A 15,495-nucleotide genomic window follows, 5' to 3' on the forward strand; every position below is an offset into this window, starting at 1 on the left:
TCATGATGTGCATACATCCTTTCGATAATATGGTTATATCATAACATTTTAGTCCTAATTGGACTATATAATAGGTAGAAAAGTGAATTCAAAAGAGCATATCGAATTCGATATGCTCTGATATTAGTTATCATAAATACTATTTCTATGTCCAATATTGATAGCAGTAACAAATAATTTGTCATCCTCGATTTCACAAATTATACGATAATTACCGATTCGATATCTCCATAGTCCGGATAAATTAGATGTTGGTCCTTTGCCATGTACTCTTGGATCGATACTATTGTCAATGTTAGTGTATAGCCACTGTAGTATCAGTTTGGCTTGGTACTTATCCATTTTCCTTAATTGCTTTTTGGCGTCCTTATTTATATAAAGGGCATATGTCATTCGTCAAACCCCAGTTCCTTAATTACTTTAGAAATTGGTTCAGCCTCTTTATGTTGTTCAAGCCATCTTTTGTGCGCAAATTGCGCAGTCATTTCATCGTATTCATCTTCTAATTCGTTTATAGAATACTTCATCATTAATTCTGATAATGTAATACCATGAAATTCAGCCATTTCATTTAACCATTTTTTTTCATCGTCTGAAACTCTGATAGTGATCATAGCCATAAGAATAACTCCTCTACATATTGTGTAATACATTGTAATACGAAGAGCAGATAAATACAAATTCTTTGTTCAGGATATAAAAACACCTACTTCAGGACAAAAGTATAAATAAATTTGTCTTGGATGATAGAATTCACATAATCGAAACAGGTTGGGATGATTTGATGGAGAAGAAGTGGTTTAAATGGATAGGAAGGATTGGAATTGTCGTATTGATAGCAGTTCTGGTTTTTGAGGCATCGTGGATGAAAGTTTGGTGTGCTGATGTATTCTTGAAACTTGGTGGTTACGATCTGTTTGAATCACTAGTTAAGTCAGCCCATATTATTAGACATTTTTTGGATATGTAAATAAAGAACTGACTTTAATTAGTCAGTTCTTTATTTGTCCAGTAGTGCATGATTCCCAGTTGCGACTAATGTTAAGACTAATATATCATTCTCTATTTTATAAATTACTATCCAACTATCAAAGTGGCTACCATATGAACCTAATCGGGAAGGATGAAATTCACGGTATCCACACCATTGCCCCTTTAAAGAATGATCTTTGATTTTAATTAGTATAGATTCATCTTTTTCAACAATAGCTTTTATGCATGGTTTAAGTATTTGAATAGGGAAATGTTTTTTTGCTAATTTTTTTATTTCTCTATCGAATGATTTTGTACGATTAATTTTCATTTATATTGTCAATCCATGTATTAAAATCATCTAGATTTCCGATATCTTTTGTTTCACCATTTTCAGATTCCTTTTTAGCTTTTATAGCTTCAGGGGTATCTAAAAAACTAACTAAGCGTACATCATTATTTGCAGCTTTGATAAGTGACAAACGAATGTATTCAGAAATGGTTAAACCTTGTTTTGCTAAGTTAGATTTAGCACGTTCACTAATTTCATCTGTTACTCGAGCAGAGACAGTTTTATTTCTAATTGTTGCATTTGCCATGATTCTCATCTCTTTCTTGTTTACTATCGTATTACACTGTAGTTTATAATAATAAAAAAAATAACACAAGTTGTATGCTTTGTGTTATTTGTAAATTTATAAGTGCCTTAGCCGCAAACATAATCAAAAATACCATGAAACCAATAAAATATACTTTCGCAGTTTGCTTGTAGTACTTATCTTTCTTATCTAAGTATTTAAAATACATGACTAGATTACTGAACAATAAGAAGATAAATAATTTATCAGTCAAAATGGTCTTGAGCGAGTCACCAAATAACAAACTGGCGACGGCGTATAATCCGGTCAATCCCAATAATAGATGTAGTATTTGTAATTTCTTAGCGGGTGTTAAATTGCTGTTAAATATGTCCATAGTTATCCTTATTCTTTAAATGTAAAATCAATTCTCCAATACTTGGTATCAGATAGAGTGGGTTACTTATAAATCCCATGACGATCAGAACAATATTCCATGACTGATTTTCTTTGGTCATGTTCTTAATTGCGAAGTATGTCAAAACTTCGATAATAATTGCAAAAATTATAAAATAAAACGACATGATGAACTTCAAGAAGTTATCTACAGCAGCTGTTGGATCTTTTGGGTAAAAGTGTGAAACTAAGCCAATTCCAACGATTAGAATTAATTCTATAGAGAATATTATCCATGCAATTCGTTGAAATACTTTGCTGTTCCTGTCCATATTATCTCCCCATTCCTTAAAACTAGTCTTAACATATCATGTTATGCAAGCCAGATGGGAAATATATCTTGAAATAGGTGCTTTGGTGTCTTGAACTACATTAGAGTTCTAAGCTTCTTGGCTTTTCCGAGTGAAAATGAACGGACTAATTCAGGTCCGAAGTGCATTTTTCTGCGACCAAAGTCTGCCTCACTGATAGTCTGAGGATTAGCCAAACAAGATCTGTTGGCGCGGAAGAGTGAAGAGTATTTCTTCTCCAGTTCGTTTAGATTGCCGTAAAATTCGTATTTGCCGGTTCTCGTATATAAGTCCAAGCGATGAGGAACGGTGGAAGTTTCGACGAATAAGACTTCATCTAAGTTAATATGATAGATTTGATTGCCAACTGAAAAGGCGAAGCAGCGCTTCTGGCAAGTCATTATCCGATCGATTCGGTCTTTTGCCAACGTCAATGTATCATAGAATTCTTGGCGGAACTCCTCTGGTTCTTGATCCTTAGCGATGAACCCTAGAGCTTCTACTTTACGCTTAAAGGTAACAGGCGCCATTTCATCGTGTGTCGTGACGAAGATTATCTTGGCTTGAACATCGATCTTGCGGATCTTGACGGCGAGGTCGATACCATTCATGTCACTCTTTAAGTCGATATCTAAGAAGTAGATGCCATTAGAAGTCGGATATTCTTGTAAGTATTCCAATACCTCGTCAGGACTCTGAGTTTTAAAAGCAATCTCGAAGGGGTCACTGTGGAACAACATATAATTGTTGACGAGGACCTCGAATTGCTGCAACTGAACCATATCGTCTTCACAAATTATAATTGGATAAGTCATGTTTTTCCCTTTCTAAATCAAAACTAATTGGAGATGGAACCAATCTGAATCTTCACTGTATTGGACCAATAGATTCGGATATTTCTTCTTGATATCCTGAACGTTTGATAACCCCAGTCCAGAGTGGTTCTTCTTAGTTGAATAACCAGTTTGACTGAGCGACGAAACTTTTTCAGGCGTTATAACGGTGTTATCAATGATAAAGGTTATTTGGTTATTCTCAGTGATGATGGCTAACTGAATCTTACCGTGTTCTTGTTTCTTCGTTGCTTCGATGGCGTTGTCAATGGCGATACCAAGTAATCTGACAAGGTCAAAGACATTGATGGAAATATCATCAACAGTATCACGGCATTCGAATTTGCAGTCGATCTTGGCATTGTTGATTTGATTCAACTTACTGATAAAGAGGCTCTTCAAGTATGGATTCTTAACGTTATTTATATCTTTATATAATTTCATAGATACATTACTAAAATAATCATTAGAATAACTTTCGAATTTATTAAGTGAATCTATCAGAGCGTTATCACTGTCAGAGTCAGCCACCGTTCGCAAGCTCAATAGCAAATTCCCATAATCATGCTTGAACTTGCGCAAGCTTAACTGGTCACGCTCTAGTTGATCAGTATACATCTTGAGATTCTTAAATTGTTCCTCAGATAATTGTTGTTGGTAAAGACTCTTCTGACGTTTAGCTTCGATTAGGAAGATCAACAATAAGACAATTATTTGGATAACGACGAATAAGAGAATCCCAATGATTAACTTGCGATAGGCTTGTAAGTGATCGATGCAGGTCATGAAGAATGATAGGACGAAGAAAAAATAGGTCAGTAATAGTGTCATGACTGGCGACTTGATCGTCTTGTTGATGAAACCGACCAAGTCGAACTTTTGGTAAAGGAAGATAACGATGATAGCTAGAGTCCACTCGATGGCGCTGCTGATCAGTGTGAAACCCCATCCTTGAGTGTTCTGGGTGTGTACGAACATCATAACAATCGCCGACATAACGATATCAACGATGTAAATAGTGATACTCGATATCAATACAGCATCTAATAAGAAGTAATTGAGTTTGAAATGATGATCAAAAATCAAATAGATTCCCACAATCAGTAACAAAAAGCTCCAATCATCAGCTAGACCATCAACGATGGCACATATGAATAATAAGACCACTGAAGCTGTGATCGTTTTGACGTTTATTTTTTTCTGATCGTGATAAAGTGAGAAGAATATTACAAATACCATTATCCAAGATAATAGTATTCCTAACAAGTAAGCCCTAGTTTCTACATAAATCATCCCCGTACCCCCTACAACTAGTATATCAGAGGAAGGACGATACCAATTGTCGCAATGAAATTATTCAAGAAGTGTAAGCACATATTGTAGCGGATATCGCCGAAGCGAACATATGCCAAGGATAAGACGATTCCCATTAAGAGGTAGGGAACGAGTTTTAAGCTGAAGCTCTGTTCGTGCATTAAGGCGAAGACAATTGAAGTGATAGCCACATACAAAAAGATTGATTTAGCACTCTTAACGGTGGGGAAAAACAACTTCGCAAACAGACCTCTGAAGATCAATTCCTCAAAAATTGGTGATAAAATCACTGTGATCAAGACAGTATTAAACATGTTGGTTTTTATTGTCTCTAGAATTAGCTTTTGGTTATTCGATTCTGGAATGTAAATGGTCAAAGATGAAATTGCGACTAAGGCAATGACGAAAAGAATCAGTTCAATAACTGGATGCTTGGTGCGATTAACGTCGAAGACAAAGTTGTCATTTAGAAAATACCAGATTCGACGGATGAAATAATAAGAAGCAACTAGTCCCAAAGCTGCAAAAATAGCATAAACAAAAACATTTGGAGCAATTTGACCAAGAAGAAGCGGGAGCATAGCCACTTGATACAAGATGAAATAACCTAAGATGATTCCGATGTTGCTTAATAAGTTTTTTTTCATGATTGTTCCTCCTAGTGGTTTGTAATATGGGCTTTGATTTTTTGCCCATAGCTATGATTCCAGTAAATAAAGGTGATAACAATGCTAGAGTTTATTCTTTTATAACAACAAAATAACACTATGAATGCTAGTGTGTGAAAAAATATCCTGAACACCCAGTTTGTTGTCTTAAACATTGGTGTTCGGGATATTTTTAGTTTTTTTTGAATTTTTTAATACAGTAATTCCATGCTTTAGCAGCAATCATCATTAACATAGTAGTTCTAAAAAGCCATCGATAATCCATATTTAACAAAGTTATACCATCCATGATATTTGTTACTAACTCAATAGCACAGTTGATCAACATTAGTGACAAAATATTGTCCAGTGCATTCTGAATTTCAACAGGTCTTAGTTTACCATCTACAAACTTGAACATATCATATCCTCCATAACGGTTGAGATACTTATTATTACCAATGCTTTGATGAGTACAGAATAATCTATAAACGATGTGTTTTGTTAAAAATGTCCTGGACTATATATTTTAGTATCTTAAAATTCAGTTCAGGTTATCGAAGCACCTAGTTCAGGATATAAAATTACCTATTTCAGGACATATTTCTTCATAATACTTCTAGCCGTTTAAGCTATAAGTAAATAGTAGATAGGCGGTGGGGATATTATGGTGGATAAATATGAGGTTATAAAAGCCATGCAGGATTTTAGTTCCGCATTGAACACATATCATAGTAATTCAGCAACGGCACACTTTGTTAATGAAACTCTGGTTGATCTAAAGAAAAAAGATGGAGCTGCCTTTACTGGATCGCTGCAATACTTCTTTAACAAAGTGATGGTTGTTAAATTATCGGATAATATTACTTTCAATGATACCGAAAAGGTGTGCTGGCATAAGGTTTCTTCATTTAAACAATTGGGGAATAACCTTTGGGGAGCTCACTTATAAAATTATTGTATGAGGAAGGTATGAGTATTATGAAAGAAGAAGACAGACGCAAAGCTCTGATAGCATTAAAGAACCTGGCTATGGCATTAAACAAGTATCATAGCGCACTAACAGCAGAATATGTTAATGAATCGTTAGTAGAGCTACAAAAGGAACAAGCAATGGCATTTGCCGGCTCATTTTTATATTTTCTCCAGAAGTCTTCTAACTTAAGAATATCTGAGGGCATTGAACTCAATGAAGTAGAAGAAGCTCGCTGGCGTGAGGTTTCTAGCCTAAAAACTGTCGCTAACGGTCTTTTCTTTGGTATGGGATTATGAGATTTAATAAACGGTTTTATAAAGATATATCGTTTTGGTTGTCAATTATTACTATAAGTACAGTAATTGAAAATATTGTCAGAAATAGTTTTTCATACGCATTCTGGATTTCATTATTTGTCACCATTTTCCTACTTAGGGATAGCTTATTTGTTAAGGATAATGAGAAAAAACAAGTTTGAACATATCCATTCGGGAATTAAAATACCCCGTTTCAGGATATGTTTTTTCCATTTTGAAGCAAAAGAACTATATTGGAATTGAAGCTTAGTTTGAAATAGGGGTATGAGTAAATGGAAAAGCGCGAAGAAGTAAAAGAATTAATACATGGCTTGTATAACTATTTGATCAAGGTTCCAAATCCTTCAACGGGATTATTGAACATCACTGATGTGTTGCTACAAGTTTATACGAAGATCGATGATACTAAGGATATTGATCCACTTATCAGTCGTCTGGTTAATTATATTTATGTTGAAGGTTTCGACAATGTCACTTTGCCAAAGAAACAGGATAATCAATTGATCGAATTGGCTAATATGGCTAAGAGAGCGGGTTGGAACGGTCGTAATCGTGCTAACTTCACTGATAAATCACAGTTTTATAGTTATTTTGACAAGAACAAAATGCCACGTAGATAGAGAGGTCAGAGAAATTTTGGAAGAACAACATCAAGAACTTATCAAGTTAGTCGATACAGCATATAAGGAAGTTACAGACGCCAAGTTTGCTGAATTCAGAAAGAGTTTGTTGGAATTTTCTAAGCAATTAAATAATAATGAAGATTATATAAAAATAATGCTAGGTTTAAGAACAGCATTATTGCAAGCGGACTTATCGTTGAGTATCAAGACTCGTATTTCTGGCTTGCCAACAGAGTATAGTGATATTTATAATTTCATCGAACCACAATTGAAGAAGGTTGATTCTAAGGTTATCGACAATTATTCTCATCAGGGATTTATTCCTTTGAAATTTGGAAGTACAATCAAGTATTTCTAAGTTTAACTTCGTGGATGTTCATTCAGGAATGCAATTACTACGGTTCAGGATGTTTTTTGTTTACTAAATATCATTCCAGATAAAATAATCTGTGAGGGAGTGATATTTTGTCAGAAAAAGAGTTATTTGACTTAATTAACAAAACATATTCAGATCCTGAGATCGAACGGGATCGTGACATTCGAACTAGGCTATTGAAGCTAGCCCGTGAACTGGATGACGGTGAGAATTACAAAACCGTCTGCGTAAAATTAAGCAATTATATTTCATATTATTTAGCATCACATTGGTTGTGTGCACCCAAAGCACTATTGAATTTGTCACAGAGCATTGAATGCAATGCTAAGGATTATCGTGGTTCAACCGCTAATAGTGTTTGGATTAGTGGAATGGAAGAACGTATTAAGGTTGAGAGTAACTAAATTAAAGGCGAACTGATTTCTCAGTTCGCCTTTAATTTTATTTATTAAATTCTTTTTCAATGTATTCATCAAGTAATACATGTTGTAGTGGGGCACTTTTTATTTTTTGAATTATCTTTCGGTCCTCTAATAAGCTGATTGCATTTTTAACTGTATTTCTAGGAAATCTTTTATGGTCATTGCTGTTCAGAAAATTGATGATTTCTCGGTCTTGAACACCTGTACTGTCATCGTTACTAAATAATTTTGATTGTAGAAGAATATTTAGTACGGTTTTTTCATTTTCTGACAAATTATCAAACCTGTTACTTAAATGATTCCAATTGTGATCTAACAATTCTTTCCTGATTAATAAGTTCTCGGATACTCTTCTTTGTCCATTTAAAACTATCTTTGCCATTTCTGTGATAAATATTGTTAAATCGGCTTTGTTAAAAAGATTATCGGCATCTTTAAAAATCCTATAGTATTTTTGAACTTCAATATGTATTGCCGAAGAAATTGATAAGGCAGTAAATTGATCGAGTTTTTTGGACAGATATGATGATAATAAATACCGCCCCATACGACCATTTCCGTCTCTGAAAGGATGAGTATTTTCAAAAACGAAATGTGTAATAAATGCACGTTCTAAAAAATTGATACTGTCATTATTCATTAATTCAATTAATTTTGTAAGTTGTATAGATATCAATTCTTCATTTGCGGGTGGATTAAAAATAATTTCAGTTTCACCACCTATATAAACCTTGGAGTTTCTGAACAATTTTCCATCAGGTAGAACGTCGTCAGCTAATTCCCCATCTAAAAGGTCATCATATAATTTTCTGATATCTTCTAACTTCTCAATTCTAATGTCTTTTTTTGCTATTGCTGCTTGATATCTCCGGATTGTTGATTCTAACCTTCGCCTTTTGCTTCTCTTTTTAGAAACCGAATCACCTATTATTGTTCCAATTTCTTCTTTATTAGTTTTTACACCCTCAATTTCGTTAGTAAAGAATATTTCATTTTGTAAAAGAGAATTAATATAACCGCTTTGAGCTATACCAGGTAATTTTTCTGCAATTCTTTCTATATTTTTGGACTCAGCTTGTATTTCGTTGAACAATTCATTTATTTTTACTGTTTCTACTATAAACAATGGGTAATGGTTACTAGAAACTTTATTTCTATCGATTAAATATGGGTATATATTTGTCACACGTGTGGAATAACCATTAATTCTGTTTTGATATTCTTTTTCTATTTCTTCATCTGAAAATGATTGAGTTCCAGTGCCGTATTTAAATTTTTCTAGTGATTTGTATTCTAACATCGCTATTTTACCTCAACTTGTTAAAAATAGTACCTTTTAGCAAAGTTTAACATACTTTCTACATTAACTATTTAAAAATAGACTATTTTTAAATAGTTATATACATATTTTGTTCTAATTATTCAAAAGTCATCAATAATTTAAAACTTAGTAATTATTTTTGACAGCGTAATTAAAATATACTTTATATTTACAATCTATTTTTATTTGTAATAGTTGATAAACACTGAAATCCACGCAGGTATGTGTTACACTACACTAATATATCAAAACAAATAATTAACAGAAATCAACGTCGCCGGTACTTGACACGTTGTTTTTTTACGCGTAAATGCAGGAGGATAGTTAATGTTAAATGTCAACAATGTCAGTATGCAGTTTTCCGATCGGATGCTATATGACGATGTCAATCTTAAGTTCACACCAGGCAATTGTTATGGTGTAATTGGTGCCAACGGTGCCGGGAAGTCTACATTCTTGAAGATCATTGAGGGCAAACTCAAGCCAACTACTGGGGTAGTATCAATGGGCCTAACGAGAGAATGTCTAGTTTGAATCAAGATCACTTTGCTTTCGAAGACAATCTTGTAATGGATACTGTGATTCGTGGTCACCAAAGCCTCTACGATATCATGACTGAAAAAAATGCTATTTACTCAAAGGCTGATTTCACTGATGCCGATGGAATTCGTGCAGCTGAATTAGAAACAGAGTTTGGCGAAATGGGTGGTTGGGAAGCCGAAGCTGAAGCATCTCAAATGCTCCAAGCACTAGGTATTGAAGAATCACTTCACCAAGTTCCAATGAGTGAATTAACGGAGCCACAAAAGGTTAAAGTCTTACTTGGACAAGCCTTGTTTGGTCATCCTGACGTCTTACTTTTGGATGAGCCGACTAATGGTTTGGACGTTCAATCGATCAGTTGGTTGGAAAACTTCTTAGCTGGCTATGAGAATACTGTTATCGTTGTATCCCATGACCGTCATTTCTTGAACCAAGTATGTACACATATGTGTGACGTTGACCGCGGTAAGATCACACTTTTTGTTGGTAACTATGACTTCTGGATGGAATCAAGCGAGTTAGCTACAAAATTACAAGCTAATTCAAATGCCAAGAAGGAAGAACAAATCAAGCAATTGCAAGAATTCGTGGCTCGATTCAGTGCCAATGCTTCGAAGTCTAAGCAAGCTACTTCTCGTAAGAAGCAATTAGAGAAGATCACTCTAGATGATATCAAGCCATCAACACGTAAGTACCCATTCATCAAGTTCCATCCTGAACGTGAATTGGGTAAGGACTTAGTTAGTCTTGAAGGTATTTCTAAGTCGATCGAAGGCGTTAAGATTCTAGATAACGTCAACCTGACACTGCGTCCAGATGAAAAAGTTGCCTTCATTAGTCGTAATGACTTAACGACAACTATCCTGATGCAAATTATTGCTGGTGAGATGGAACCTGACGAAGGGCAAGTGACTTGGGGTCAAACTGCAAGTACGACTTACTTGCCTAAGAATGTTAATGATTACTTCGCCGACAATAAGTTGGCAGTTATCGACTGGTTGCGTCAATATGCTTCTAAAGATGAGAATGATAATACTTTCTTACGTGGATTCTTGGGTAAGATGCTCTTCTCTGGGGATGATGTGAACCGTGAAGTTGATGTCATGTCTGGTGGGGAAAAGGTTCGTGCGATGTTGTCTAAGATGATGTTGAGTAAGGCTAATGTACTATTATTAGATGATCCAACTAATCATTTGGATCTTGAATCGATCACGGCCTTGAATGATGGATTGGTAGACTTCAAGGGAAGTATCATCTTCACATCTCATGATCACGAGTTCATTCAAACAATCGCTAACCGAATTGTAGAGGTTAGTCCTAAAGGTATTGTGGATCGTGCTGATACTACATACGATGAATTTTTGGGACATGAACAAGTGCAAGCACAAGTTGCTAAATTATATGAAGATTAATAGATAAACAAAGCGATTCGAAAGTAAAATTTCGAGTCGCTTTTGTTGTTTTAATAGTGTTTGGTATCTTAAATTGAAAATATGTTGTAAGAAGTAAGAAGTAAGAAGTAAGACGGAAAAGGGTGATTGAAATGGATAAAATAGTAGAACATTCTAAAGTGTCAAAGATTTCTAGCAAAGGTCAGGTGGTAATACCTGCACCATTTAGAAAAGCGTTGCACTTAAATAGTGGTGATGAATTATCGGTTACAGTTAATTCTGATAATGAAATAGTTCTAAAAAAACAACCAACAGCACTTGAATGGCATGATTTAATGAAAGATATACCAACAGAAGTTGTTGATATAGACAAGAATGGTCATTATGATGAAAAGAAATCACCTGATTTTCATGATTGGATGGTCAATGGTTAATGGGCAAAGTCATAAAACCAATGGATTTGTATATCGCTAATGTTCCATTTGATGATATTTCAAAATCTAAGTTTAGACTAGCATTAGTAGTTGATATTTATGATAATTATGTTTTAGTTTTCAAAATAACTTCTAAGTACACAAACAAATCTACTAATACCAAGAAGTTTTATTATCCTATAAAATATTGGGAGGAAGCTGGTCTTATAAAAAAGTCATATGTTGATATTCATAAGAATTATAAGATTGCTAGAAGTACAGTATTTAAACGTCCGCCTATTGGGAGACTAGAAATTACTGATATAAATGATCTATATTTGTTTGTACAGACATATAAAAATAATTTGTGATTACAGAAACGACTCGAAAGTAAAATTTCGAGTCGCTTTTTTCTTTGCTCAAATATATCTTACAAAATTGTAAGTAAATGTAATATGAATCGAACGACCTTTTTGACGATTTTTTTTATGATAGATATATCAAATGGAGGTTCAAGAAATGCAAAAAATTGTAGAAGTGAAAAATGTTGAAAAGATTTATGGTAAGGCTGATGAGAAACAATTCAAAGCTTTGTCGGATGTAAATTTTGAAGTTCAACCAGGAGAATTCGTTGGTATCATGGGGGCATCTGGTTCAGGTAAGACAACATTATTAAATATTTTGTCCACTCTTGATACGCCTACAAGTGGTTCGGTTAAAATTGCCGGACAAGATATCACTAAATTAAAAACTAATGAGATGGCTGATTTCCGTGCTAACAAGATTGGTTTCATCTTCCAAGACTTCAATTTGTTGGAAAACTTAACAGCATACGAGAATATTGCCTTGCCACTGGCATTACAAAATGTTTCACCTAAAAAAATCAAACCAGCCGTTACAGCTATTACTGAAAAACTTGGTTTGACCGAAATCCTCAATCACTATCCAACTGAATTATCTGGTGGTCAAAAACAACGTGTCGCTGCGGCTCGTGCCTTGGTTCATGAACCAAGTATCGTCTTCGGTGATGAGCCAACTGGTGCGCTGGATTCTAAGAGTGCCCGTGCCTTGATGGATACGATGACTAAGATCAATCAAGAAGATAATGTTTCGATCCTTTTGGTAACACATGATCCTTTCTCAGCTAGTTACTGCGACAGAATCCTCTTCATCAAAGATGGTGAAATTGGCCAAGAATTGAAAAAAGAAGACAGTTCTCGTGGTGAATTTTATCAAGAAATCTTAGATTCATTAGGAACGTTTGTCGAATAGATTTCAGAGAGTGTAGACATTTGGTTTTAGTAACTCGTTTCAAATAAGGAGATTAAATTATGTTAAACAAACTAGCCCTAAGCGGCATCCGTCATCGAATGCGAGACTACACAGTTCTGTTCTCGGGTTTGATCATTGCTTCAGCAATTTTTTATATGTTTTTGTCGTTAGCCATCAACAAAACATTTTTGAGCTCTAATTCACCAGCTGCAGCGACAGCGTTCATCTTTGGCTTTGGAATCATTCTGTTGGCAATAATTACCATCGTCTACATCAATTATGCGAATAGTTTCCTGCTGAGCATGCGGCAAAAAGAATATGGGATGTTCATGATGCTCGGCGCCAAAAGTAGCAAGATCTCTAGAATGATTTTTGTTGAAACATTTGCCATCGGTACTATCTCAACTTTGATCGGCTTAGCAATCGGTATTATTGCGACTAAATACGTCAGTCAGATGGTAATATCGGCACTGGATATGCAAGTCAAACACTTTGACAGTTTTTATTTACCAGCTCTGATCTGGACATTTGTATTTTTCATTCTATTGTTTATTTTTTCAGCAATTCGTAATTCAATTACACTTCGTCGAACAAAGGTTTTGACGCTATTACACAAGGACAGTCAACCAGCTAAGATCAAGCGTAACGGCGCTCTCAAAGTTATTCAAGCCATTATCGGGATTGTCTTCTTGGCAATCGGTTATTATGTAATGTGGTATATGGGTAAGAACGCGTTGTTCATTTATCTAGGTGTGCCCATTGCCTTGGTTACTATCGTTATCGGTACTTACTTCACGATCAATGCCGCTATTACAGCAGTGATCTCAATGTTGAAGCGTAACGAAAGATTTGCTCAAAAAGGTTTAAATAATTTTACGCTGTCACAATTAAGTTTTAGAATCAGTGATTACACTAAGATCCTATCAATGGTATCGATTATGTTTGCTCTAGCCCTTGGTGCGATTACGGTTGGCCTTGGCTTTCAAAATCAAATCGACACAGTTGTGAATGGTCAGAATTACTATGATGTGGCAGTTCATAACGCCGATACGGCACAAAAAAGTCGGATAAATCACTTGAGTGGTGATGATCAATTTAATTATTCATACAAAGCTGACGATAAGGGCAAAGTTCTTTATTATCGTCAAAGTGAGTTCAAGAAGCAACCGTTCCATTATGAAGCATTCAATATGAAGAGCATGATTGCGACAACGAAGAAGAGTAGTAATATCGCTGATCCGAATGTTAGTTATTCAATGTTACAAAATATGATGCCTAAATATCGAATGAGTCAGGTCAAAATGGTTAGTGATGCTGAGTTTGATAAGATTCAAGCTAAGACTGATACTTTGACATTGGTTAAGACAACTTCATTTAAGGATAACTTAAGTAAGATCAAGGCTATCTCTAAAGAAGAGTCAAAACGTTATCCTGAATTGAAACAAGCAGGTGGTGATAAGTATAGCGCCTATACTTTGATCAATGGATTCTTCTCCGGACTAGAGTTCATGGGCTTCTTCCTCGGAATTGCCTTTCTAGCAATGCTTGCCAGTTGCTTGATGTTCAAGATCTTGTCAGGAGCAAACGGTGACGTTAAGCGTTACAACATGCTTCACAAGATCGGTACACGTCAAAAGATGCTTCGTTCTACTATTAATAAAGAAATTGCCGTGTTATTCGCAGTACCAGCTGGGCTAGGTATCATTCATGTGTTGCTGGGACTACAGATGTTCAAGGGTATTTTATACAAGCCATATACACATATCGAAATTCCGTTTGGAATCTTCATTGTCTTGTATCTATGCTATTACTTCTTAACACGCTACTTATATAAGAAGATCGTTTTAAAATAAAGTTTAACCAGTTTTCCTTTCGGGGGAACTGGGGTCAACGGGTATTCCCCCTAACTAATACCTATTGACCCCAGCTCCTCCGAATAGAGGAGCATTAATTGTTTAAAAGCGTTGAAGAAACCTTCCCCCTCTGAGACGCAATATTATATGGAAATCCCTCAACAAGATTCCTGAAACACCCTTCAATATATGTAATGAGAATTCCCGTTCTCAAAAGTGTGAGAGCAGTCACACTAAATTCGTCACCTATTAATTAGGTGGCGTTTTTTTATTTGTTGATATTCACTTCGATTACAGACGATGTATTCCGCTGTGTGAACCGGTTCGAGCCGCGGTCTCGAACCTCGATTTTGAACTTTGCCGAGACCGCAAATTTCAAAATACGTTCGTTATGTAAGGACGAAACGTCCTAACATAATTATCACTGCACAACACATCGTCTTCCATCTACGTCGTAATTTAGATTGTCTTAATGTGATTTTGAGATAGCTGTCCAATCGGCGATGAGCCGGAGGGCACAAGCAATAATCCAGCAGTGGCAGCGGTGTTGGAATGTTTCATTCCTACAGCGCAGGGCGTGTTATGAAATTCACGGTCCGTGTGAAGTTCATAACCGAGTTTCGAGACCTTGGCTCGAAACGTACCTCACAGCGGATTCTTGCTTGTGCCCGTAGGCGCAAAACAAGAAGAACATTCTTACCAAAGGTGTTCTTCGTTTGATTAAAATAAATATAATTTTAGGAGAATGTTTTAATTTATGATACAATTAATTACTTGATAAAATTTTAACAATCATTTAGTTCGTATTTTGAGGTTAAGTGAATATTTAATAATTTTTTTCATATAGTAATATGTCAAGACAAACCATTGACATGAAAGAACTCTAGCGTAATAATCA

At 35.2% G+C, this 15,495-nt stretch carries 21 protein-coding genes and 1 pseudogene; 11 read left to right on the forward strand and 11 right to left on the reverse strand.

Translation table 11 applies throughout. The features are described from left to right. Positions 1-123: 123 nt before the first annotated feature. Positions 124-393, reverse strand: a complete 270-nt coding sequence (locus JCM14932_RS01635; protein ID WP_025023318.1) for a type II toxin-antitoxin system RelE family toxin — start codon at positions 391-393, stop codon at positions 124-126. After that, positions 390-620, reverse strand: coding sequence for a type II toxin-antitoxin system RelB family antitoxin (relB, locus tag JCM14932_RS01640; protein WP_025023319.1), 231 nt, complete (start codon positions 618-620; stop codon positions 390-392). Before relB ends, JCM14932_RS01635 begins: the two co-directional genes overlap by 4 nt. A gap of 119 nt (positions 621-739) precedes the next feature. Between relB and JCM14932_RS01645 the strand changes: the two genes are divergently transcribed. Then, complete coding sequence (locus JCM14932_RS01645) at positions 740-970, forward strand: hypothetical protein (protein ID WP_155832053.1); 231 nt, start codon at positions 740-742, stop codon at positions 968-970. 30 nt (positions 971-1,000) lie between these two features. On the opposite strand, the gene JCM14932_RS01650 is transcribed toward JCM14932_RS01645, so the two are convergent. The 8 genes from JCM14932_RS01650 to JCM14932_RS01685 form a co-directional block, all read right to left on the reverse strand. Then, positions 1,001-1,303, reverse strand: coding sequence for a type II toxin-antitoxin system YafQ family toxin (locus JCM14932_RS01650; protein ID WP_025023321.1), 303 nt, complete (start codon positions 1,301-1,303; stop codon positions 1,001-1,003). Next, positions 1,293-1,571, reverse strand: a complete 279-nt coding sequence (locus JCM14932_RS01655) for a plasmid mobilization protein (RefSeq protein WP_025023322.1) — start codon at positions 1,569-1,571, stop codon at positions 1,293-1,295. Before JCM14932_RS01655 ends, JCM14932_RS01650 begins: the two co-directional genes overlap by 11 nt. A 43-nt stretch (positions 1,572-1,614) precedes the next feature. After that, the gene (locus tag JCM14932_RS01660) at positions 1,615-1,947 is read right to left on the reverse strand and encodes a hypothetical protein (protein ID WP_025023323.1); all 333 of its coding nucleotides are present in this window, start codon (positions 1,945-1,947) and stop codon (positions 1,615-1,617) included. Next, positions 1,934-2,278, reverse strand: coding sequence for a hypothetical protein (locus JCM14932_RS01665; protein ID WP_025023324.1), 345 nt, complete (start codon positions 2,276-2,278; stop codon positions 1,934-1,936). Before JCM14932_RS01665 ends, JCM14932_RS01660 begins: the two co-directional genes overlap by 14 nt. 95 nt (positions 2,279-2,373) lie before the next feature. Continuing rightward, positions 2,374-3,111: a response regulator transcription factor gene (locus tag JCM14932_RS01670; RefSeq protein ID WP_025023325.1), complete on the reverse strand. Its 738-nt coding sequence runs from the start codon at positions 3,109-3,111 to the stop codon at positions 2,374-2,376. Positions 3,112-3,123: 12 nt separating this feature from the next. Next, positions 3,124-4,422 (reverse strand): sensor histidine kinase, encoded by a 1,299-nt coding sequence (locus JCM14932_RS01675; RefSeq protein ID WP_025023326.1) that lies wholly within the window; start codon positions 4,420-4,422, stop codon positions 3,124-3,126. Between the two features lie 17 nt (positions 4,423-4,439). Continuing rightward, on the reverse strand, positions 4,440-5,090 hold the full coding sequence (locus JCM14932_RS14200; RefSeq protein ID WP_025023327.1) for a CPBP family intramembrane glutamic endopeptidase: 651 nt from the start codon (positions 5,088-5,090) through the stop codon (positions 4,440-4,442). Between the two features lie 193 nt (positions 5,091-5,283). Beyond that, a complete protein-coding gene (locus JCM14932_RS01685) occupies positions 5,284-5,511 on the reverse strand; it encodes a hypothetical protein (RefSeq protein ID WP_025023328.1) in 228 nt (75 codons plus the stop codon). 246 nt (positions 5,512-5,757) lie between these two features. Here JCM14932_RS01685 and JCM14932_RS01690 point away from each other — a divergent pair, with 246 nt between their 5' ends. The 5 genes from JCM14932_RS01690 (at position 5,758) to JCM14932_RS01710 (ending at position 7,786) form a co-directional block, all read left to right on the forward strand. After that, on the forward strand, positions 5,758-6,042 hold the full coding sequence (locus JCM14932_RS01690; RefSeq protein WP_025023329.1) for a hypothetical protein: 285 nt from the start codon (positions 5,758-5,760) through the stop codon (positions 6,040-6,042). After that, positions 6,024-6,362 carry a hypothetical protein gene (locus JCM14932_RS01695; RefSeq protein WP_025023330.1) on the forward strand — a complete coding sequence of 113 codons (339 nt, stop codon included), beginning with the start codon at positions 6,024-6,026 and terminating at the stop codon, positions 6,360-6,362. Before JCM14932_RS01690 ends, JCM14932_RS01695 begins: the two co-directional genes overlap by 19 nt. Before the next feature lie 293 nt (positions 6,363-6,655). Next, the gene (locus tag JCM14932_RS01700; protein WP_025023331.1) at positions 6,656-7,003 is read left to right on the forward strand and encodes a bacteriocin immunity protein; all 348 of its coding nucleotides are present in this window, start codon (positions 6,656-6,658) and stop codon (positions 7,001-7,003) included. A 16-nt stretch (positions 7,004-7,019) separates the two neighbouring features. Then, positions 7,020-7,364: a hypothetical protein gene (locus JCM14932_RS01705; RefSeq protein ID WP_025023332.1), complete on the forward strand. Its 345-nt coding sequence runs from the start codon at positions 7,020-7,022 to the stop codon at positions 7,362-7,364. A 107-nt stretch (positions 7,365-7,471) separates the two neighbouring features. After that, positions 7,472-7,786 carry a bacteriocin immunity protein gene (locus tag JCM14932_RS01710; RefSeq protein ID WP_025023333.1) on the forward strand — a complete coding sequence of 105 codons (315 nt, stop codon included), beginning with the start codon at positions 7,472-7,474 and terminating at the stop codon, positions 7,784-7,786. Between the two features lie 37 nt (positions 7,787-7,823). Here JCM14932_RS01710 and JCM14932_RS01715 read toward each other — a convergent pair whose 3' ends face one another. Further along, complete coding sequence (locus JCM14932_RS01715) at positions 7,824-9,104, reverse strand: Fic family protein (protein ID WP_025023334.1); 1,281 nt, start codon at positions 9,102-9,104, stop codon at positions 7,824-7,826. A 348-nt stretch (positions 9,105-9,452) separates the two neighbouring features. Between JCM14932_RS01715 and JCM14932_RS14205 the strand changes: the two are divergent. The 5 genes and pseudogenes from JCM14932_RS14205 (at position 9,453) to JCM14932_RS01740 (ending at position 14,597) form a co-directional block, all read left to right on the forward strand. Continuing rightward, positions 9,453-11,080: pseudogene (locus JCM14932_RS14205) on the forward strand (ABC-F family ATP-binding cassette domain-containing protein). Between the two features lie 131 nt (positions 11,081-11,211). Further along, on the forward strand, positions 11,212-11,493 hold the full coding sequence (locus JCM14932_RS01725; RefSeq protein ID WP_025023335.1) for an AbrB/MazE/SpoVT family DNA-binding domain-containing protein: 282 nt from the start codon (positions 11,212-11,214) through the stop codon (positions 11,491-11,493). Next, entirely contained in the window at positions 11,493-11,843 is a 351-nt protein-coding gene (locus tag JCM14932_RS01730; RefSeq protein ID WP_235700495.1) for a hypothetical protein, read from the forward strand. The genes JCM14932_RS01725 and JCM14932_RS01730 overlap by 1 nt, the downstream gene beginning before the upstream one ends. Before the next feature lie 148 nt (positions 11,844-11,991). Continuing rightward, positions 11,992-12,744, forward strand: a complete 753-nt coding sequence (locus JCM14932_RS01735) for an ABC transporter ATP-binding protein (protein WP_025023337.1) — start codon at positions 11,992-11,994, stop codon at positions 12,742-12,744. A gap of 59 nt (positions 12,745-12,803) precedes the next feature. Beyond that, complete coding sequence (locus tag JCM14932_RS01740) at positions 12,804-14,597, forward strand: FtsX-like permease family protein (protein ID WP_025023338.1); 1,794 nt, start codon at positions 12,804-12,806, stop codon at positions 14,595-14,597. Positions 14,598-15,495 lie beyond the last annotated feature (898 nt).

Origin of the sequence: Companilactobacillus nodensis DSM 19682 = JCM 14932 = NBRC 107160, from assembly GCF_000615905.1 — a bacterium.
Taxonomy (GTDB): domain Bacteria; phylum Bacillota; class Bacilli; order Lactobacillales; family Lactobacillaceae; genus Companilactobacillus; species Companilactobacillus nodensis.

Bases quoted from the DNA above. Each gene is read 5' to 3' on its own strand.
- JCM14932_RS01660 (WP_025023323.1), bottom strand. From the start codon at position 1,947: ATGGACATATTTAACAGCAATTTAACACCCGCTAAGAAATTACAAATA.
- JCM14932_RS14200 (WP_025023327.1), bottom strand. From the start codon at position 5,090: ATGAAAAAAAACTTATTAAGCAACATCGGAATCATCTTAGGTTATTTC.
- relB (WP_025023319.1), bottom strand. From the start codon at position 620: ATGGCTATGATCACTATCAGAGTTTCAGACGATGAAAAAAAATGGTTA.
- JCM14932_RS01635 (WP_025023318.1), bottom strand. From the start codon at position 393: ATGACATATGCCCTTTATATAAATAAGGACGCCAAAAAGCAATTAAGG.
- JCM14932_RS01670 (WP_025023325.1), bottom strand. From the start codon at position 3,111: ATGACTTATCCAATTATAATTTGTGAAGACGATATGGTTCAGTTGCAG.
- JCM14932_RS01740 (WP_025023338.1), top strand. From the start codon at position 12,804: ATGTTAAACAAACTAGCCCTAAGCGGCATCCGTCATCGAATGCGAGAC.
- JCM14932_RS01730 (WP_235700495.1), top strand. From the start codon at position 11,493: ATGGGCAAAGTCATAAAACCAATGGATTTGTATATCGCTAATGTTCCA.
- JCM14932_RS01690 (WP_025023329.1), top strand. From the start codon at position 5,758: ATGGTGGATAAATATGAGGTTATAAAAGCCATGCAGGATTTTAGTTCC.
- JCM14932_RS01725 (WP_025023335.1), top strand. From the start codon at position 11,212: ATGGATAAAATAGTAGAACATTCTAAAGTGTCAAAGATTTCTAGCAAA.
- JCM14932_RS01685 (WP_025023328.1), bottom strand. From the start codon at position 5,511: ATGTTCAAGTTTGTAGATGGTAAACTAAGACCTGTTGAAATTCAGAAT.
- JCM14932_RS01655 (WP_025023322.1), bottom strand. From the start codon at position 1,571: ATGGCAAATGCAACAATTAGAAATAAAACTGTCTCTGCTCGAGTAACA.
- JCM14932_RS01665 (WP_025023324.1), bottom strand. From the start codon at position 2,278: ATGGACAGGAACAGCAAAGTATTTCAACGAATTGCATGGATAATATTC.
- JCM14932_RS01735 (WP_025023337.1), top strand. From the start codon at position 11,992: ATGCAAAAAATTGTAGAAGTGAAAAATGTTGAAAAGATTTATGGTAAG.
- JCM14932_RS01650 (WP_025023321.1), bottom strand. From the start codon at position 1,303: ATGAAAATTAATCGTACAAAATCATTCGATAGAGAAATAAAAAAATTA.
- JCM14932_RS01700 (WP_025023331.1), top strand. From the start codon at position 6,656: ATGGAAAAGCGCGAAGAAGTAAAAGAATTAATACATGGCTTGTATAAC.
- JCM14932_RS01715 (WP_025023334.1), bottom strand. From the start codon at position 9,104: ATGTTAGAATACAAATCACTAGAAAAATTTAAATACGGCACTGGAACT.
- JCM14932_RS01675 (WP_025023326.1), bottom strand. From the start codon at position 4,422: ATGATTTATGTAGAAACTAGGGCTTACTTGTTAGGAATACTATTATCT.